Here is a 17,423-nt window from a genome sequence, read left to right on the forward strand (position 1 = left end):
CTCCTAGTATTAGAAAGTATTGAAATTTATTGTCTTATGAAAGCAAGTCCGTATTCAGACGACGATAGACCTTAGTCAAATGATAAAGCTGACCTTCTACGATAGGGTTTAGCTCTTCAGCTGTCATCCGCCATGCCCAGTTGCCGCCAATTGTAGAAGGCAGGTTCATGCGGGCAGAGCCATCTAGCTCTAGCAGATCTTGCATCGTTGCGATAGCCATGTAGCTAACGGAAGCAAAGATTGTACGAAGCATTGCATGTGGCACCGTTTCGTATTCTTTGCGGTTGGTGTACTGAGCCATGTATTCACGGGTTGGATCATCGATCTCATCCTTATACCAGCCCAATACAGTATTATTGTCGTGAGTACCAGTGTACATCACAGAGTTATGTGGCGCCAAGTGTGGACTATCGATGCTTTCATCATCTGGATTGAAAGCGAATTGCAGAATCTTCATGCCTGGGAAGCCAGTTCGCTCACGCAATTCAATGACTTCATCCGTCATGAATCCAAGGTCTTCTGCAATGATGTTCAAATCACCTAAAGCTTCTTTCACTGCGGCAAACAGCTTATAACCTGGACCTTTGACCCAGTGACCAGTAGCCGCTGTGTCAGACTCAGCTGGCACTTCCCAATAAGACTCAAAGCCACGGAAGTGGTCAATCCGAACAATGTCGTAAATCTTAAAGCTTTCGCGAAGACGCTCAATCCACCAAGCATAACCATCTTGATCCATGGCATCCCAATTATAAATTGGGTTACCCCACAATTGGCCAGTCTCTGAAAATTCATCTGGTGGGCAGCCAGCAACCTTAACTGGGCGACCTTGCTTATCTGTCTTGAAGAAGTGAGGCTGAGCCCAGACATCTGCGCTGTCAGCAGCTACATAGATTGGCATGTCACCAACGATTTCGATGTGATGGTCATTGGCATATTTCTTGAGTTCCAACCATTGTTTAAAGAAGAGATATTGAGTTACACGGTGGTATTCCAGCTTGTCTGCCAATTTCTCACGATAGCTAGCCAAGCTTTCTGGTTGGCGACGACGAATCGCTTCATCTGGCCATTCTGTCCAAGCTTTCAGATCAAAATGCTCTTTAACAGCCATGTATTCCGCAAAAAGCTCCAACCAAGCTGCATTTTCTGCAACAAAGTGACGGAATTTGTCAAGATCTCCAACTTTAAGGAAACGAGCAACCGCTTTTTCCAAAAGAGGACGACGTGCTTCAAATACTTTTGCATAATCTACAGCTTTTGGATCATCACCAAAATCAACGCCTTTTAGATCTTCTTCTGCCAACAGGCCCTCGTCAATCAAGAAATCCAAATCAATAAAGTGAGTATTCCCTGCAAAGGCTGAGAAAGACTGGTAAGGAGAATCCCCGTAACTAGTCGTTCCCAAAGGCAAGATTTGCCAATAACGTTGCTTCGTTCTAACTAAGAAATCCACAAAATCATAAGCAGACTGACCAAAAGAACCAATCCCGTACTTGCCTGGCAAAGAGGAAATGTGCATCAATACACCACTTTGTCTCGCTTTCATATGTAACACCTCAAAAATTTTTTCATGCTTGTTTCCTACTTTATTTAGCGAAAACGTTTGCGTTGCTTGAATTATAACCTATTTTTTTTTCAAGTGCAAGCTTTTTAAAAAACTTTTTTATTTATTATACCATAGATTTCAATTTTCTTTCCTTATATATCGTTTAAATTAACACTCTTTCCTTAAAAATTTTTTAAAATTTTCTTAAAAACGCTTGCAAGCGTTTACCTTTTGTGCTAAAATTATTTTAAGTTCAAGAAAACGTTTGCGCTATGCAAGCGTGTTCTTAGATGGTATTATACTTTTATTCTTTAGGAGGAATAATCATGAAAAACAAAATGTTGAAGAGCGTTGCTGTTCTCGGTACTGTTGCTTTAGCAGGTTTTATTTTGACAGCCTGCGGTAGCAAATCTTCTAAAAAAGAAGCTGCTGCAAGCAATGAGCTCACTGCATATGTAGACGAAGGCTACAAGAGCTACATGGAAGAAGCTGCAAAGGCTTATGAAAAAGAAACCGGAACAAAGGTCACTATCAAAACTGGTGATGCTCTTACAGGTCTTGATAACCTTTCGCTTGACAACCAATCTGGTAAATCTCCAGATGTCATGATGGCACCATACGACCGCGTGGGAAGCCTAGGTGCTGACGGACAACTTTCAGAAGTTGAGTTGGGCAAAGATGCAAAAGCTGACGATACTACTAAATCTCTGGTAACAATCGACGGAACTACTTACGGTGCTCCTGCTGTTATCGAGACTTTGGTAATGTACTATAACAAAGACCTGATCCAAAAAGCTCCTACAACATTTGCTGAACTTGAAGAATTGGCTAAAGATAGCAAGTACGCTTTCGAAGGTGAAGATGGCAAAACTTCTGCTTTCCTTGCTGACTGGACAAACTTCTACTATGCTTACGGTCTCCTTGCTGGAAATGGTGCTTATGTCTTCGGTAAAGACGGTACAGATCCTAAAGATATCGGTTTGGCTAACGAAGGTTCTATCAAAGGAATTGAATACGCTAAAACTTGGTATGAAAAATGGCCTAAAGGTATGCAAGATACAGAAGGCGCTTCTAACTTGATCCAAACTCAATTCCAAGGTGGAAAAACTGCTGCAATCATCGACGGACCTTGGAAAGCTGCATCTCTTAAAGAAGCTAAAGTAAACTACGGCGTAGCAACTATCCCAACACTTCCAAACGGAAAAGAATACAAAGCCTTTGGTGGTGGTAAAGCTTGGGTCATCCCTGCTGGTTCTAAGAACGTTGACGGTGCACAAAAATTCGTTAACTTCCTTGCATCAACTGCACAACAAAAAGCTCTTTACGATGCAACAAACGAAGTTCCTGCGAACACAGAAGCACGTGAATACGCTGTAAGTAAGAAAGATGAATTGACAGATGCAGTTGTTAAACAGTTCAAATCTGCAGAACCAATGCCAAATATCTCTGAAATGAGTACTGTTTGGGATCCAGCTAAGAACATGCTCTTCGATGCTGTAAGCGGCAAGAAAGATGCTAAAACTTCAGCTGAAGATGCTGTTAAATTGATCAAAGAAACTATCGATCAAAAATTCGGCAACAAATAAGCAAGTTTAAATAAAGGGGTGGGAATTTTCCCTACCCCTTGTTTGATAGAATGAGGATTTATTCTATCTTCTAATTAAGAAAAACTCGGATTAGGACTTGTACTTACTGCAATTCCTCAATCTTTCTCGTATCTAAGGAGACTACAATGACAAAAAAAGATCCCAAACAAGCCATGTTGCGCTCCCTCATTCCAGGGTTGGGGCAAATCTATAATGATCAAAAAGCCAAAGGATACATCTTTCTTGGGGTTACGGTTGCATTCTTAGCTTATTTCGTAGCTATTGCCCTACCAGAAATTGAAAATCTCATCACTCTTGGTGAAGTCCGTGGTGACAACTCACTCTTCATGCTGATCCGCGGTGCCTTCCACCTCATCCTCGTGGTATTTTTCCTGATTTTCTATGGATTTAACTTGAAGGATGCTCAGACGGTTGCTAAACAATGGAACAATGATTATCCTGTCCATACTACCTTGAAGGAAATGTTTGATGGAATCTATGAAAATGGCTTCCCTTACTTACTCATCATCCCTTCTTATCTGGCAATGACCTTTGCCATCATTTTCCCTGTATTGGTAACACTCTTGATCGCCTTTACAAACTATGATTTCAAACACTTGCCACCAAATAAACTCTTGGATTGGGTTGCCTTTACCAACTTTGCCAATATTTGGCAATTGAGTACCTTCCGTGCGGCCTTTGGTTCTGTCTTGACTTGGACTATCATCTGGGCACTGGCAGCCTCTACTTTGCAAATCGTAATTGGTATTTTCACTGCTATTATTGCCAACCAACCATTCATCAAAGGAAAACGCATCTTCGGTGTTATCTTCCTGCTTCCTTGGGCAGTTCCAGCCTTTATCACTATCCTGACTTTCTCAAATATGTTCAACGATAGTATCGGGGCTATCAATACTCAAGTCATCCCGCTTCTCAGCAAGGTTCTTCCCTTCCTAGATGGACAGCTGATTCCATGGAAGACTGATCCGACTTGGACTAAGATTGCTCTAATTATGATGCAAGGTTGGCTTGGATTCCCTTATATCTATGTCCTGACCTTAGGTATCTTGCAGTCTATTCCAAATGACCTTTACGAGGCAGCCTACATCGACGGAGCCAATGCTTGGCAGAAATTCCGCAACATCACTTTCCCAATGATCTTGGCAGTTGCGGCACCAACTTTGATCAGTCAATACACCTTTAACTTTAATAACTTCTCAATCATCTACCTCTTCAATGCAGGTGGTCCTGGTAGTGTCGGTGGAGGAGCCGGCTCAACTGATATCTTGATTTCTTGGATTTATCGTTTGACCACAGGTACAGCACCGCAATATTCAATGGCGGCGGCCGTTACCCTCATCATCTCCATCATCGTCATCTCTATCTCTATGATTGCCTTCAAGAAACTACACGCATTTGATATGGAGGATGTATAAGATGAATAGTTCTGTTAAATTTAAACGTTTTATCAACCATAGTTTGACCTATCTCTACCTTGTAGTGCTTTCCATTATCATTCTCTACCCGCTCTTGATCACGATCATGTCTGCTTTCAAGACGGGGAATGTCGTGGCCTTCAAGCTAGACACAGACATCAACTTCAGTCTGGAAAACTTCTCTCGTCTCTTCTCAGAGACTCTATATGGCACTTGGTACTTTAACACCATTATCATTGCCGTCTTGACAATGATTGTCCAAACCAGTATAGTGGTACTTGCAGGTTATGCATATAGCCGTTACAATTTCATCGCAAGAAAGCAAAGTTTGGTTTTCTTCTTGATTATCCAAATGGTGCCAACCATTGCAGCTCTGACCGCCTTCTTCGTTATGGCGCTGATGCTCAATGCCCTTAACCAAAGCTGGTTCCTTATCTTCCTTTATGTGGGTGGTGGTATTCCAATGAATGCTTGGTTGATGAAAGGATACTTCGATACCGTTCCTATGTCTCTGGATGAGTCAGCTAAATTAGATGGTGCTGGTCATTTCAGACGTTTCTGGCAGATTGTCCTGCCTCTCGTTCGTCCAATGATTGCTGTGCAAGCTCTATGGGCCTTCATGGGACCTTTCGGAGACTATATCCTCTCTAGCTTCCTTCTTCGTGAAAAAGAATTTTATACGGTTGCAGTTGGTCTTCGTACCTTCGTCAGCGATGTCAAGAATCAAAAAATTGCCTTCTTTGCTGCCGGTGCGATTCTCACTGCCCTTCCAATCTGTATTCTCTTCTTCTTCCTGCAAAAGAATTTTGTATCTGGTTTAACAAGTGGTGGAGACAAGGGATAATCTTGTCCCACCCTGTTTTTGATTTAAAGACAATTATAGTTATATGGCAGCCAATAAGTTCTTTATTGGCCACCACCTGATTATAATTTTAGAAAGAGGCAGCTATGTTACCTTATCCTTTTAATTATTTTTCGAGCTTGATTGGTTTTAGAAAAACTTTCGCCAATCGTCGGATGCTTAGCTGGTTCCAGCTCATCTTTACCAGTATCTTTTTGATTTCTCTGTCTTTGATTCCCGTGGCCATTCAGACAGCGTCTTTGACGAGCTATGCTCTGGATACCTTTGTTGATAAGGCATTTGACACTCTGGATGAAGACGTGATGATTGACTTTGACCATCATGCCCAGATAAAAGACCATATGCTGACCACTGAAAATCCTGAAGGCATTCATCACAATGCCGCTGGGACTGTCATTATCGGCCATCATGAGGAGCTAAAATTAGGCAAGGAGTTGACGCTTTACTTCGACAAAGAAAATCTTAAAATCACTAAAGAAGGAAAAGAGCTGGCCAATATCCGCTACCAAGCCATTGACCAGAAAGCTCTGAAAAGCAAAGAGGCCCTGACCAAAGCCATTTCTAATGACTGGTTCCAACAAAACCGCTTGGTAATCAGCCTCTTTCTAGTCCTCTCCGCAGGCTTCCTCTTTAGCATCAACTTTACCTTTCTAGCACTCGGTGCTTCCTTCTTGCTCTATCTGACCAAGAAATCACGGCTATTTTCTTTTAAAACCTTTAAAGAATGCTATCACTTTATCCTCAACTGCCTAGGATTGCCAACGATTATCGGTCTTATCTGTGGCTTATTTGGGCAAAGCCTGCCTACGATTATCACCGTCCAAAATATCTTGTTTGTTCTTTATTTGGTGATTATTTTCTACAAAACACATTTTCGTGATGAGGATTTCAGAAATTAGGAGGTTATTATGCGCGTTACGATTAAAGAAGTAGCGAAACTAGCGGGTGTGTCTCCCTCAACTGTGACACGCGTCGTACAAAACAAGTCAACCATCAGCGATGAAACTAAAAAACGGGTTCGTGCTGCCATGAAAGAGCTGGACTATCATCCAAATCTCAACGCTAGAAGTCTGGTCAGCCAATCAACCCAAGTCATCGGTCTGGTGCTGCCCGATGATTCGGATCTTTTTTACCAAAACCCATTCTTCCCAACTGTCTTGCGGGGGATTTCGCGCATCGCGTCTGAACATGACTATGCCATTCAGATTAGCACCGGACAGGACGAAGAGCGTCGTTTAGAAAATATCAAACAAATGATTTTCGGAAAACGCGTCGATGGTTTGATTTTTCTCTATTCTAAGCCAAACGATCCGCTGGTTGACTTTGCGATTAAAAACCAATTTCCTTTCTTGATTTTAGGGAAAGCAGTGTCACCATTTGTTTCTTTGGTTGATAATGATAATATCAAGGCTGGCTACGATGCAACCAAATATTTCCTAGATCAAGGTTATAAAAAAATTGCCTTTCTAGCTGGGAATAAAGAGCTTGTCGTATCCCAAGACCGGTTTGCCGGCTACAAACAAGCCTTGGAAGAAGCAGGCATCCCTCTCGATGAAAACATCGTCAAATTTTCTTTCGGTTTCCTCTTGGAAGATAGCAGTTATAAGATTATGGAAAAGATGCCTATTCAGGAAATTGAGGCCTTTGTGACATCGGATAGTATGGTTGCCGAAGGGGCTCTCCACTATCTCAAAGACATTGACTACCGCTTCCCGATTATCACTTTTGACTCTATCAAGCCACGCATCGACGTAGATGCCTATATTAATATCAACACCATCGAGTTGGGGAGGGAATCTTTCCGTACCTTGCTCCAAATCATTAAAGATAATAAGGATGACAAGCATACTTGCTATCGCCAAGTCATCCCACACAGTATTCTTACTCGTTAGTTAAGGAGAAATTTCATGGTTTATCGTATTTTCCAAGCCTACTTAGATGATGAAAATAGCATCACTATCGAATTGGAAAAATCCTTTGACGCTTATTCAATCCACTTTACTCTAGAGGACAAGCATAGCTCTAGTCCTTTGACTATCAAAAAAATTGAGAATCAAGAACATCAGATTGTCTACACCCTTTCAGTCAATGACCCGATTGATTTGACTGAATCCTACACAGTCTATGATCAGGATCGCAATCACAGCATCCTCCAGTATCGTCACATTGTCCAAAAGCCAATTTTTGATGAATTATTTAGCTACCAAGAAAGAGATTTGGGAGCTAGCTATAGCCCTCAGGCAACAGATTTCAAACTGTGGGCGCCTATTTCGGAAAAAGTTTTGCTTCATCTGGAAGATCAGATTATTCCTCTCCAAAGGCAAGATAGGGGCGTCTGGTATACGCAGGTCCTTGGAGACTTAGAAGGCAAGGCCTACTACTATATCCATAAGGTGAACGGAAAATGGGTAGAAGTACATGACCCCTACGCTCTCTCTTCAGATGCCAACTCTGGTCATAGTTATGTCATTGACCGCAAAAAGATTAGCAGACCTATTCGTCGGGCTGCCAGCCAAGTAAAACCAACAGAAGCCGTTATCTATGAAATGAGCGTGCGTGATTTCTCCATGCAAAAGGAAGCTGGTTTTTCACAACCTGGTAAATTTGCTTCTCTGTCCGAATCTCCAACCGTACACGGCCAGACCTTTGGTCTCAAATACTTGCAAGATTTAGGCATTACACACGTTCAGCTTATGCCAGTCTATGACTTTGGCAGTGTTGACGAAAAACACCCCGAACTCGTTTACAATTGGGGCTATGATCCCGTCCAGTATAATGTTCCTGAAGGCAGCTTCTCAAGCGACCCACACAATCCCTATAGCCGTATCTTTGAACTACAAGACGCGATTGCAGCTTATCACCAGGCTGATATGAGCGTGATCATGGATGTCGTCTACAATCACGTCTATGAGGCAGATGCCTATGCTTTTGAGAAGATTGTGCCAGGCTACTTCTATCGTCTCGATGAACAGGGCCTACGGACAAATGGTACCTTCTGCGGAAATGATGTAGCCAGCGAAAAAGCTATGGTGCGCCATTATATCCAACAATCCGTCCAGCAATGGGTTAGCCTCTACGGCTTTGATGGTTTTCGCTTTGACCTGATGGGCATTCTCGATATAACCACCATGAAGCAAATCGCTCAGGAACTAAAAGCCATTCATCCCAACATCTACCTTTACGGAGAAGGTTGGCAGATGCCTACTGGTCTTGATAGTGACCTTCTAGCTCATCAGTTCAACGCTGAACAACTACCTGAATATGGATTCTTCAGCGATCATTTCCGTGATACGATCAAGCAAACCATCGTCCAAGGTAGCAGACTGGACAAAGAGCATGCGACCAGCTGGCTAGAAAATGTCCTGACAGCCAATGTCGGCTTGACAGGAGAGCAACATTTCCTAGCGCCTCATCAGGCGATCAACTATGTAGAATGCCATGACAACGCAACGGTGTTTGATTATTTTGATATTCAAAATCCAAATATCAGCCTCCGTCAACGCCTAGCTAACTCTCGTCTAGCACTGCATATCGTTCTCTTAGCGCAAGGAGTTCCTTTCCTCCACAGCGGGCAGGAATTTTATCGGACCAAGAATCTGATTGACAACACCTATAACCTGCCTGATGATGTCAACAAGCTAGACTGGCTGCGCTCACTTCACTACACTGAAGACATTGAATTTTTAAAGCAACTCATTGCCTTTAGAAAGGCTCACCCGCTTTTGACTCTGACAACTAGCTCTGCTATTCAAAAAGCTTGTCAGGTCAAATGGCTCAGCCCTAGCCTCCTTGAATATAAGATTCAAAAAGACAAACAAGCGCTGACCATTTTGATTAACTTTGGTACTGAAGCAGTAACTTATGAAAATAAAATGAAGCAAAGTATTCACCTTCAGTATCCGCACATTAACGCTAAAAAACCAATCGCCCCGCTAGCAGACTCTTATACGGTTCCTGCTAAGCAAGTCTTGGTTTTGAAATAAAGCAATAACTAAAAAAAAGAACAGGTTCATTTTGGATGGGAAAACATCCAGCTGAACTTGTTCTTTTTTTTATGTATAAATGTATGCACTGAGTTTGAGTAAGATTCACTAGCAATGTCGATAATCGAGACTACTCTTCTACAAATCTTCCTAAAATATGTACATTGTCAGATACGGAGACAAAGGCTGTCGGATCTGTCTGCTTCATGATGTACTTAAATTCACCAAATTCAGCACGCGTAATGACTGTAATCAGCACCGCCTTTTGCTCGTGATTGTAAGTTCCCTCCGCTCCATTGATAATGGTTGCACCGCGGTGGAGTTTGTGGTGAATCTTGTTAATCACCTCTTCAGGATGACTGGTGATAATCATGGCCTGCATCCGCTTTTGCTTGGTAAAGACAGCGTCCGTTACACGGCTCGATACAAAGATGGTAATCATCGAGTAGAGAGCGTATTCCCAACCGAAGGTCAGACCAGCAATCAGCATAATAATACCATTTACAATCAGGGAGATACTGCCTACATTACGGCCTGTTTTCTTGCGAATGGTCAAGCTAACAATATCTGTCCCTCCACTTGAAATGCTTGACTTGAGGGCAAAGCCGATCCCTGTCCCCATGACAACTCCCCCAAACAAGGCATTGATAATAGGATTGGTCGTCAATGTCACTTCTGGCACAAAATGGATAAAAAGCGAGCTCATCGAAACAGTGATAAAAGTAAAAACAGTAAACTTATGCCCAATTTGATACCAAGCCAAAATCATCAGTGGAATATTGATCGCATAAAAAGTAATGGAAACTGGAATGGTAAAGCCGATAAAGCGACCACTCAAAGCCGAGACAATCTGCGCCAGGCCCGTTGCACCACTTGAGTAGACATGGCCTGGCTGAAAGAAGAAATTGACCGCTACTGCTGAGAGAAAGCCATATACCAGAGAGGCTGAAAATTTCTCATCATATTTTTCACGCGAAATACTTTTCAGAACTTCTAGCAACTTGACATGATAGGCAAAGCGATGAAGATAATAGCGAAAAAGTTTCCGCAAACTAGTCTTTTTCATGTGATTCTACTTGTAAACTTAATTCCTCTAATTGTGCTGGAGCAACCAAGCTTGGTGCTTGCGTCATTGGGTCAGAAGCCTTATTATTCTTAGGAAAAGCAATGACTTCACGGATATTTTCTTCACCGGCCAAGAGCATGACGAAGCGATCCAGACCCAAAGCCAGACCTCCATGTGGTGGGAAACCATAATCCATGGCTTCTAGAAGGAAACCGAACTGGTCTTGCGCTTCTTCAGCTGAAAAGCCTAAAGCCTTAAACATCCGTTCCTGCAGATCTTTTTGGTTGATCCGTAGGCTACCACCACCTAGTTCATAGCCATTGAGTACGATATCATAGGCAACCGCACGAACCTTGCTTAGATCTCCTTCCAGCTCCTGCTCAGAATCTTTTTGAGGCAGGGTGAACGGATGGTGAGCACTCATATAGCGGCCTTCTTCTTCAGACCACTCAAACATTGGCCAATCTACCACCCACAAGTAGTTAAACTTAGCAGGGTCAATCAAACCTAATTCCTTGCCTAAACGGACACGAAGAGCCCCCAGAGCTGCGTTGGCAACATCCAAGGTATCTGCCACAAAGAGCACCAAGTCGTTTTCTTCTAATTGTAAAGCAGTTGTCAACTCACTTGACAGGTCTGTCAAGAACTTAGCAATAGGACCAGTCAGCTCTCCATCGGCTACTTTCACCCAAGCTAGTCCCTTGGCTCCATACTGCTTAGCTTGCTCTGTCAGCTTATCAATGTCTTTGCGTGAGTATTTGTCAGCAGCATTTTTCACTACAATAGCCTTGACAGCCGGTGCCTCAGAAAAGACCTTGAAGTCAACACCCTTTACAAGCTCTGTCAAGTCCTGCAATAACATGTCAAAGCGAGTATCTGGCTTGTCGCTACCATAGAGAGCCATAGCATCGTCATATTTCATACGTGGGAAAGGCAAGGTCACTTCAATACCCTTGGTTTCTTTCATGACACGGGCAATCAAACCTTCTGTAATGTCTTGGATTTCTTGCTCAGATAGGAAAGAAGTTTCCAAGTCCACCTGTGTAAACTCTGGTTGACGGTCTCCACGCAAGTCCTCGTCTCGGAAACATTTGACAATCTGGTAATAACGGTCAAAACCAGCATTCATCAAAAGCTGCTTGGTAATCTGTGGGCTTTGAGGCAGGGCATAGAAATGACCTTGGTTGACCCGGCTCGGCACTAAATAGTCACGCGCCCCTTCAGGCGTTGACTTGGTCAAAAACGGTGTCTCTACATCGATAAACTCCAGCTCATCCAAATAATTGCGGATAGAATGAGTCACTTTGGCACGCAACTTAAGATTTTCCAGCATTTCTGGACGACGCAGATCCAAATAACGGTAGCGCAAGCGCGTATCATCATTAGCTTCAATCCCGTCCTTAATCTCAAAAGGAGTCGTTTTAGCAGTATTCAGTACCTTCAGACTGTCTACGTGAAGCTCTACACTTCCTGTGGCCAGCTTATCATTGGCCTGCTCACGCGCAGCTACTTTACCAGTCACCTCAATGACAAACTCGCTGCGCAGACTCTCAGCTGTCTTCATGACCTCATCTGAAACACTCTCAGGATTAATAACTAGCTGCATAATCCCTTCACGGTCACGCAGATCAATAAAAATCAAGCCTCCCAAATCGCGACGGCGGGCAACCCAACCTTTCAAAGTAATTTCCTGACCGACATGCTCACTACGAACACGTCCCGCATACATTGAACGTTTCATCTTTACTCTCCAAAATTTTAATTCTGTTACTATTTTACCACAAAGAGCCTAGGAAAGCCTCCCTACCTGTCCTTTTTCTGAAAAAAATTAAAAGTCTTTATTTAAAGTACCCACTTTTATAAAAAGGTCTGGAATCAATATTCCCAGACCTGCTAATGCTATATAGATTATTCCTTTTTCTTCCCATCCTCATAAAGACTGGGAGCCAGCGTTTTTGTCACCATGGCTGTCAAGAAGCGAAAGGCTCCTGCTGCCAGACCAAAAATCGGCGCCAAAGCACGGAAGAAAAAATCCCCTCGCATAAAATAACAGAGCAGACCCGTTATCACAAACAAGGCCACTCCCTGCACCAGCGCTACAAACCATACTTTTTTCATCATTTCCTCAACTTTCCATAGACTATTATAGCATAAGCAGGGAAGGTTAGGGCAAAAACTATAACCCTTTGGAGAATAACAGGTCAGAATTGCTGATGAAAACTAGAGAAGTATCACTCGCTCTAAAAGAAATAACCACATTGTTATATCATCACATTAAATATAAAAATAGAGATTATTTACTTTTTTTCAATTCATTATAATAATCATTCGAGCGAATTTTTTCCTTTTCTGCAGCTTTTTTATTTTCCATTGGGATAGATTCCAAGCCATTATTTGCAGATATTAATTTTGCCATTTTTGAATCAGCTTTCTCAAATTCTGCTGCTACAGAATTTAAGTAGTTATTAAGATTCTCTACCGTAGTATGAATATCTGCTGAAGCCTCATCCAATAAGGTATTGCAATCTGCAAATAATTCTGTAGACACATCATCAACCCACTCTGAAGCATCATTTGTACCTCCCGACATTACTGCCGCATCTAACCGAACAGATGTTTCGTAAATTTGTGTCGTATTAATTTGTCTCTTTTTTCCCATTTGCTTTTATCCTTTCCTGTGCTTTTTGAGCTTCCGCTTTGGACCAATCAATGAATTCTTGGTAATTATTTAAAGGAGTTTCTTCTTTCGTTTCATAATCCTTTGCGATTATATCTAGCTTATCCTGACCAACTGGCGCAAACCAATGGCGAAGATCTTCATAGTAATCCGCAGGAGAAACCAAGCCTCTACGATACAGAATTTCTGTAATTCTATTTTTCTTTAGACGTTTTACTAAGTCAGGAAACTCATGGCTAAAGTTAATATCCTGCCCAATCTTGTTCTTCTTCTTATCATTAATATAACCTAAATTGTTTGAATCTGAAAATCCATTAAAATATAGAATATCATCGAGATTAGTTCTAGATAGGGAGGGGAAACTATTTTGTGCGAGAATCACCTCTTCCATCGCTTCACTAAGCTCTGTCAATTTCCCATTTTCCAGATTTAGCACTAGTCTTTTTTTTTCTTCCAAATTTTTTCTTTTTGAAACGGAAATCCGTACATAATCTTTACCCTCAAAATAGAAGCTAGAACCAACTTCTTGGATGGCCCCATCATCTCTCAAGCTGTAATCTGAATCATATTCTTCTACGGCTTTTTTGAGGTCTATGCGCTTTTCAACGAAATTTTTTTTACGTAAATCATATGTGATAATATCAAATTTTTTGAGTTTACCGGATGGTAAGGTATTCTTTTTTGCATAAAAGTGCTCATAAGTTATAAATGTTGAGACTACGTAGTTACGACTCATCCTTAAATCGTTGGATTGCCAATTTACATCTTTTGGACTAACTAAGACATAGCGCCCATCTTTTGTTAGAGTAATATCTTTCAGCGAAGAATCATATACAATCGTTTCCTTTCTAGACTCCTCCTTTGGCTTGGAAGAAGAAAAGAATTGTTTTTTTAGATAAACAAAGCTACAGAAAGCTACTAGTAAGACAGCAATCACTAAAATAATTTGTTTTCTCTTATTCATTTATTGTCCTCCTGAACCGACTAAACGATCAAACAGCTGATTATGTTGAATTCGGATATCCTCTCCTCTACGATAAGGTATATCAGCATCCCTTCCTTTTTTTAAGATCGATTCCTGATACTCTTGCCAATGTTCCCCCTTATCTGGATAATTTTGTTCTAGGATAGGAAAATCATCTCGCACTTCATTCCAGGCGGATTTTGCTTTGAATCGCGCCGCATAGGAAACAAGGAAACGCCTGCCAGTTATGCGCCCTGGAGATCCAAATTTAGGTTTTTTATCAAGAACACTTACTTGTTGATTGACTTCCTTTTTACTGTGCCAATCAACTGTGATCATTCTCCCATTTTCAATAAATTCATAATCCGTAATTTCTGTATCTACAATCCAATATTCATATTTAGATAAGTCTTGTTTTTCAAACTCTCGAACACCAAATACAAAAAGGCTACATACACCAATTAAAATTAGAAAGATAACACCAATTTTTTTAGCTTTCAATTGCCCATTCTCCTATCATCAGACTAGCCGTCTATCTACCTTGTCCCATTATACCATATTGAATATTGAGCGCCGATGGGAGGATAAGGTCTATCGCGGACAAAAAAGAGAAGATGGTCGTCTCCTCTAAATTCCCTCTCTTTATCACTCTGGCAATTCGATCTTCAAAGTCATATCTGTAGGTTGCAAGACTTTCTGAGCAGCTGCTAGGAAGGCTAGGCCATTGTCAGATGGAGAATGCTGGAATGTGATATGGATGACTTTTTTATCAAAGTTATCACCGTATCGTTCCACATACTGTTTGCTTTCGAGGAAGTAGATATAGTTGTTAATTTTTTTCTGCAGAATTTCCAGATGGACTGCTTCAATTTCTTCCTGCCACTCGAGAGAGTCTACTAGAAGAAGTTCCAAATGATTATCAACTGTACCAATTGCATCAAGTTCAGTTGGCTTGAGTTCTGAAGAGATGGCTTTTTGTAAGAGTTCTTCAAATTCTTGATTGGAAAACAACCGTTTAATAGACGACGGATTTACTAAAATACGAATAGGTGAATCCCTAAAATAATTTTGCCTAGCTGCTTCGTTGCTTTCCTTAGTCACCCATTCTCCGGTTTCTAAGAACAGTTCAACTTCATAAGCATCCTGTTCAGACTTTAAAGCTTTGTCTACTAATTCCTTGCTTACTGGATAACTTACTTCTTTATCTTGAAAACCTCCTGACATCCAGGACATAGTATAATTTCCGTCTTCTTCAGTTATGATAAATCCATTTGCTTTTATTTGATTCATTTGGTAATACACCTTTTCCCCTTCATATAAGTATGCCCAATGAAAAATATATCCCTGTTTCTAATCAATCGATTTCTGAATCATCAAACAGAATTGGAGTTTCTTTTATCCAAAATGTTGTTTTTATCAAACGAAAAAGTAGCTCTATTGCTTCATTTTCATTTTTAAATTCATCTCTAATCCAGACACGTTGACGTTCATTAACTTCATAAACTTTATGCTTCCTAGACTTATCATCATAATAGTATCCCAAGGTAAATTGTCCTTCAAATCGTTCATCAAGCGCAATATGAAATGCCCCTATTTTATCTCTATGTTTATTAATAAAAATTATTAGTTCTTGTTTAGTCATTTAAAATTCTCTACAACTCTCACATCCACCATGACGCTTGCTATTGTTCTACTACTTTAGGTGGATTGTAGTATTTTTCCTTGAATTCCTTAAGGCTCTTCTCTACCTTTTTCATATCATAAGACTTAAAAGAAGGAATTGATTTAATATTTCCAATTAATCGACTATAATATCCACTAGTTTTTAACTCGTTAGGAAGTTTTTCTATTGTATCGAATATAAGAGGAACTAATTTTCTTGTATCAATTTCAAAAGGAAGGGGTTTATATTCCGCCAGAATGAAATCTTGAAGCAATAAATATTCTGTAACTTGCCATATTTTCTTTTCATCAATACTTAAAGAAAGCTCTTTTAATATCTCAAAGGTCCTTCTCTCGATATCCTTATCACCTCCTACATATAGAGGGAATAAACAATATTCCAGCAACACCTGAATATCAGTGTATTCTGTTATCATTGAGTTTCGTTGTTGAAAACGATACCTAATATCCTTTCCAAGAAAAGCTTCGGCTTCTTTTCCTTCCCTCATCACTTCTAGATAATGTTTGACAAAGTGTTTATAATTTTCTTTATTTTTCAATTTATAAATCTGCATTTATTTACTCCATTGATTTATTCTAAAAATCTCCTCAGGCAGTTCGATACTTACATCTAAAACACAAAAGTTATTGTTCCTTATCCTATTATAACATAGAAAAAAGAGCGTCTTTGTACTGACCCCAAAAAGTTAGGGGTTTTTCTGTCTAACTTTTGGGGTGCAGTTCACTTTCGCTCTCCTATTCACTCTGGCAATTCTACCTTTAAGCTCATATCCGTTGGTTGCAATACCTTCTGAACAGCTGCGAGAAAGGCCAATCCATTATCAGATGGAGAATATTGGAAAGTAATATAGATGACTTTTTTGTCAAACTTATCACCATATCGCTCCACATACTGCTTGCTTTCGAGGAAGTAGATATAGTTATTGAGTTTTTCTTGAAGTTTCAACAAATGCTCCCCCTCCAAAGCTTCTATCCATTTGTTTTCATCAATCAACAACAACTCTAGATGGTCATCTGAAACACCCATCGCATCTATACTTGTAACATCTAGTACAATTGGCCATACTTCTGCAACTGATTTAATTTTTCTTCTATTCTTATTTTCCTCTTTCTTTTGCTCATTAACAATATATTCTACTTTGTCTTTATCACAGTTTTTGAAAAGCTCTATAGAATCAATTAAATTACAAATATTACGGTAATAATCAACCTTTTTCTCATTTGGAAGATTATAAATACTTTCAAGAACTATAGGTACTATGTTCTCCACATCAACGATAAAAGGTAAAGTACCATATTCTTCTAGTAAATCTTCTTGTTTTTTTAAAAATGATACAACTTGATATAAATGTATAATATCCTGACTAGAAGCTAATTCCTTTAAAATATTAAAAGTTCGATCTGGAATATCAAAATCTCCCTCTACATAAATTGGATAAAGGCTGTATTCTATCAAAATATGGGTATCCGTAATATCTTGATAATATGAATCGCGGTGACCAATTCTATACTCGGGATCAATACCTAAGAAAGCATCTACTTCTCTGTGATTTTCAATGGCTTTTTTATACCTCGTAATATCCCACTCAGTATCTGTTTTTAGTCTATATGTCTTCATTTATT

The 17,423-nt window shown here is 40.4% G+C and carries 17 protein-coding genes; 6 read left to right on the forward strand and 11 right to left on the reverse strand.

The window, feature by feature from the left end:
• Positions 1-34 precede the first annotated feature (34 nt).
• A complete protein-coding gene (gene malQ / locus D8793_RS01685; RefSeq protein ID WP_260470224.1) occupies positions 35-1,552 on the reverse strand; it encodes a 4-alpha-glucanotransferase in 1,518 nt (505 codons plus the stop codon).
• 317 nt (positions 1,553-1,869) lie between these two features.
• On the opposite strand from malQ, the gene D8793_RS01690 reads away from it, so the two are divergent.
• The 6 genes from D8793_RS01690 to pulA all read left to right on the forward strand — a co-directional run bounded on the left by D8793_RS01690 (position 1,870) and on the right by pulA (position 9,410).
• Positions 1,870-3,129, forward strand: coding sequence for an extracellular solute-binding protein (locus D8793_RS01690; RefSeq protein WP_062122814.1), 1,260 nt, complete (start codon positions 1,870-1,872; stop codon positions 3,127-3,129).
• 146 nt (positions 3,130-3,275) lie between these two features.
• A complete protein-coding gene (locus D8793_RS01695; RefSeq protein ID WP_125370807.1) occupies positions 3,276-4,565 on the forward strand; it encodes a carbohydrate ABC transporter permease in 1,290 nt (429 codons plus the stop codon).
• Between the two features lies 1 nt (position 4,566).
• Positions 4,567-5,409, forward strand: a complete 843-nt coding sequence (locus D8793_RS01700) for a sugar ABC transporter permease (protein ID WP_005592080.1) — start codon at positions 4,567-4,569, stop codon at positions 5,407-5,409.
• Positions 5,410-5,513: 104 nt separating this feature from the next.
• Positions 5,514-6,326, forward strand: a complete 813-nt coding sequence (locus D8793_RS01705) for a DUF1189 family protein (RefSeq protein ID WP_125370806.1) — start codon at positions 5,514-5,516, stop codon at positions 6,324-6,326.
• 9 nt (positions 6,327-6,335) lie between these two features.
• On the forward strand, positions 6,336-7,319 hold the full coding sequence (locus D8793_RS01710) for a LacI family DNA-binding transcriptional regulator (protein WP_125370805.1): 984 nt from the start codon (positions 6,336-6,338) through the stop codon (positions 7,317-7,319).
• A gap of 15 nt (positions 7,320-7,334) precedes the next feature.
• Positions 7,335-9,410, forward strand: coding sequence for a type I pullulanase (pulA, locus tag D8793_RS01715; RefSeq protein ID WP_125370804.1), 2,076 nt, complete (start codon positions 7,335-7,337; stop codon positions 9,408-9,410).
• A 130-nt stretch (positions 9,411-9,540) separates the two neighbouring features.
• Here the strand turns inward: pulA and D8793_RS01720 are convergent, their stop codons facing one another.
• From D8793_RS01720 to ifs, 10 genes are all read right to left on the reverse strand, one after another.
• Positions 9,541-10,476 carry a YitT family protein gene (locus tag D8793_RS01720; protein ID WP_125370803.1) on the reverse strand — a complete coding sequence of 312 codons (936 nt, stop codon included), beginning with the start codon at positions 10,474-10,476 and terminating at the stop codon, positions 9,541-9,543.
• Positions 10,463-12,217 carry an aspartate--tRNA ligase gene (gene aspS / locus D8793_RS01725; protein ID WP_125370802.1) on the reverse strand — a complete coding sequence of 585 codons (1,755 nt, stop codon included), beginning with the start codon at positions 12,215-12,217 and terminating at the stop codon, positions 10,463-10,465. Before aspS ends, D8793_RS01720 begins: the two co-directional genes overlap by 14 nt.
• Positions 12,218-12,384: 167 nt before the next feature.
• The gene (locus D8793_RS01730) at positions 12,385-12,597 is read right to left on the reverse strand and encodes a hypothetical protein (RefSeq protein WP_125370801.1); all 213 of its coding nucleotides are present in this window, start codon (positions 12,595-12,597) and stop codon (positions 12,385-12,387) included.
• 172 nt (positions 12,598-12,769) lie between these two features.
• Positions 12,770-13,135, reverse strand: a complete 366-nt coding sequence (locus D8793_RS01735) for a hypothetical protein (RefSeq protein ID WP_125370800.1) — start codon at positions 13,133-13,135, stop codon at positions 12,770-12,772.
• Positions 13,113-14,117, reverse strand: coding sequence for a hypothetical protein (locus D8793_RS01740; protein ID WP_125370799.1), 1,005 nt, complete (start codon positions 14,115-14,117; stop codon positions 13,113-13,115). Before D8793_RS01740 ends, D8793_RS01735 begins: the two co-directional genes overlap by 23 nt.
• Entirely contained in the window at positions 14,118-14,618 is a 501-nt protein-coding gene (locus D8793_RS01745) for a hypothetical protein (protein WP_260471070.1), read from the reverse strand.
• Between the two features lie 144 nt (positions 14,619-14,762).
• On the reverse strand, positions 14,763-15,407 hold the full coding sequence (locus D8793_RS01750; protein WP_125370798.1) for a DUF6572 domain-containing protein: 645 nt from the start codon (positions 15,405-15,407) through the stop codon (positions 14,763-14,765).
• Positions 15,408-15,471: 64 nt separating this feature from the next.
• Positions 15,472-15,759, reverse strand: coding sequence for a hypothetical protein (locus tag D8793_RS01755; RefSeq protein WP_125370797.1), 288 nt, complete (start codon positions 15,757-15,759; stop codon positions 15,472-15,474).
• A gap of 40 nt (positions 15,760-15,799) precedes the next feature.
• On the reverse strand, positions 15,800-16,354 hold the full coding sequence (locus D8793_RS01760; protein WP_125370796.1) for an NAD glycohydrolase inhibitor: 555 nt from the start codon (positions 16,352-16,354) through the stop codon (positions 15,800-15,802).
• A 185-nt stretch (positions 16,355-16,539) separates the two neighbouring features.
• Positions 16,540-17,418 (reverse strand): NAD glycohydrolase toxin immunity factor, encoded by an 879-nt coding sequence (gene ifs, locus D8793_RS01765; RefSeq protein WP_125370795.1) that lies wholly within the window; start codon positions 17,416-17,418, stop codon positions 16,540-16,542.
• Positions 17,419-17,423: the final 5 nt, after the last annotated feature.

Source organism: Streptococcus cristatus (assembly GCF_003943465.1).
GTDB lineage: Bacteria > Bacillota > Bacilli > Lactobacillales > Streptococcaceae > Streptococcus > Streptococcus cristatus_C.

Coding starts and splice junctions, on each gene's coding strand:
- D8793_RS01690 (WP_062122814.1), top strand. CDS start 1,870: ATGAAAAACAAAATGTTGAAGAGCGTTGCTGTTCTCGGTACTGTTGCT.
- D8793_RS01695 (WP_125370807.1), top strand. CDS start 3,276: ATGACAAAAAAAGATCCCAAACAAGCCATGTTGCGCTCCCTCATTCCA.
- D8793_RS01700 (WP_005592080.1), top strand. CDS start 4,567: ATGAATAGTTCTGTTAAATTTAAACGTTTTATCAACCATAGTTTGACC.
- D8793_RS01705 (WP_125370806.1), top strand. CDS start 5,514: ATGTTACCTTATCCTTTTAATTATTTTTCGAGCTTGATTGGTTTTAGA.
- D8793_RS01710 (WP_125370805.1), top strand. CDS start 6,336: ATGCGCGTTACGATTAAAGAAGTAGCGAAACTAGCGGGTGTGTCTCCC.
- pulA (WP_125370804.1), top strand. CDS start 7,335: ATGGTTTATCGTATTTTCCAAGCCTACTTAGATGATGAAAATAGCATC.
- D8793_RS01720 (WP_125370803.1), bottom strand. CDS start 10,476: ATGAAAAAGACTAGTTTGCGGAAACTTTTTCGCTATTATCTTCATCGC.
- aspS (WP_125370802.1), bottom strand. CDS start 12,217: ATGAAACGTTCAATGTATGCGGGACGTGTTCGTAGTGAGCATGTCGGT.
- D8793_RS01730 (WP_125370801.1), bottom strand. CDS start 12,597: ATGATGAAAAAAGTATGGTTTGTAGCGCTGGTGCAGGGAGTGGCCTTG.
- D8793_RS01735 (WP_125370800.1), bottom strand. CDS start 13,135: ATGGGAAAAAAGAGACAAATTAATACGACACAAATTTACGAAACATCT.
- D8793_RS01740 (WP_125370799.1), bottom strand. CDS start 14,117: ATGAATAAGAGAAAACAAATTATTTTAGTGATTGCTGTCTTACTAGTA.
- D8793_RS01750 (WP_125370798.1), bottom strand. CDS start 15,407: ATGAATCAAATAAAAGCAAATGGATTTATCATAACTGAAGAAGACGGA.
- D8793_RS01755 (WP_125370797.1), bottom strand. CDS start 15,759: ATGACTAAACAAGAACTAATAATTTTTATTAATAAACATAGAGATAAA.
- D8793_RS01760 (WP_125370796.1), bottom strand. CDS start 16,354: ATGCAGATTTATAAATTGAAAAATAAAGAAAATTATAAACACTTTGTC.
- ifs (WP_125370795.1), bottom strand. CDS start 17,418: ATGAAGACATATAGACTAAAAACAGATACTGAGTGGGATATTACGAGG.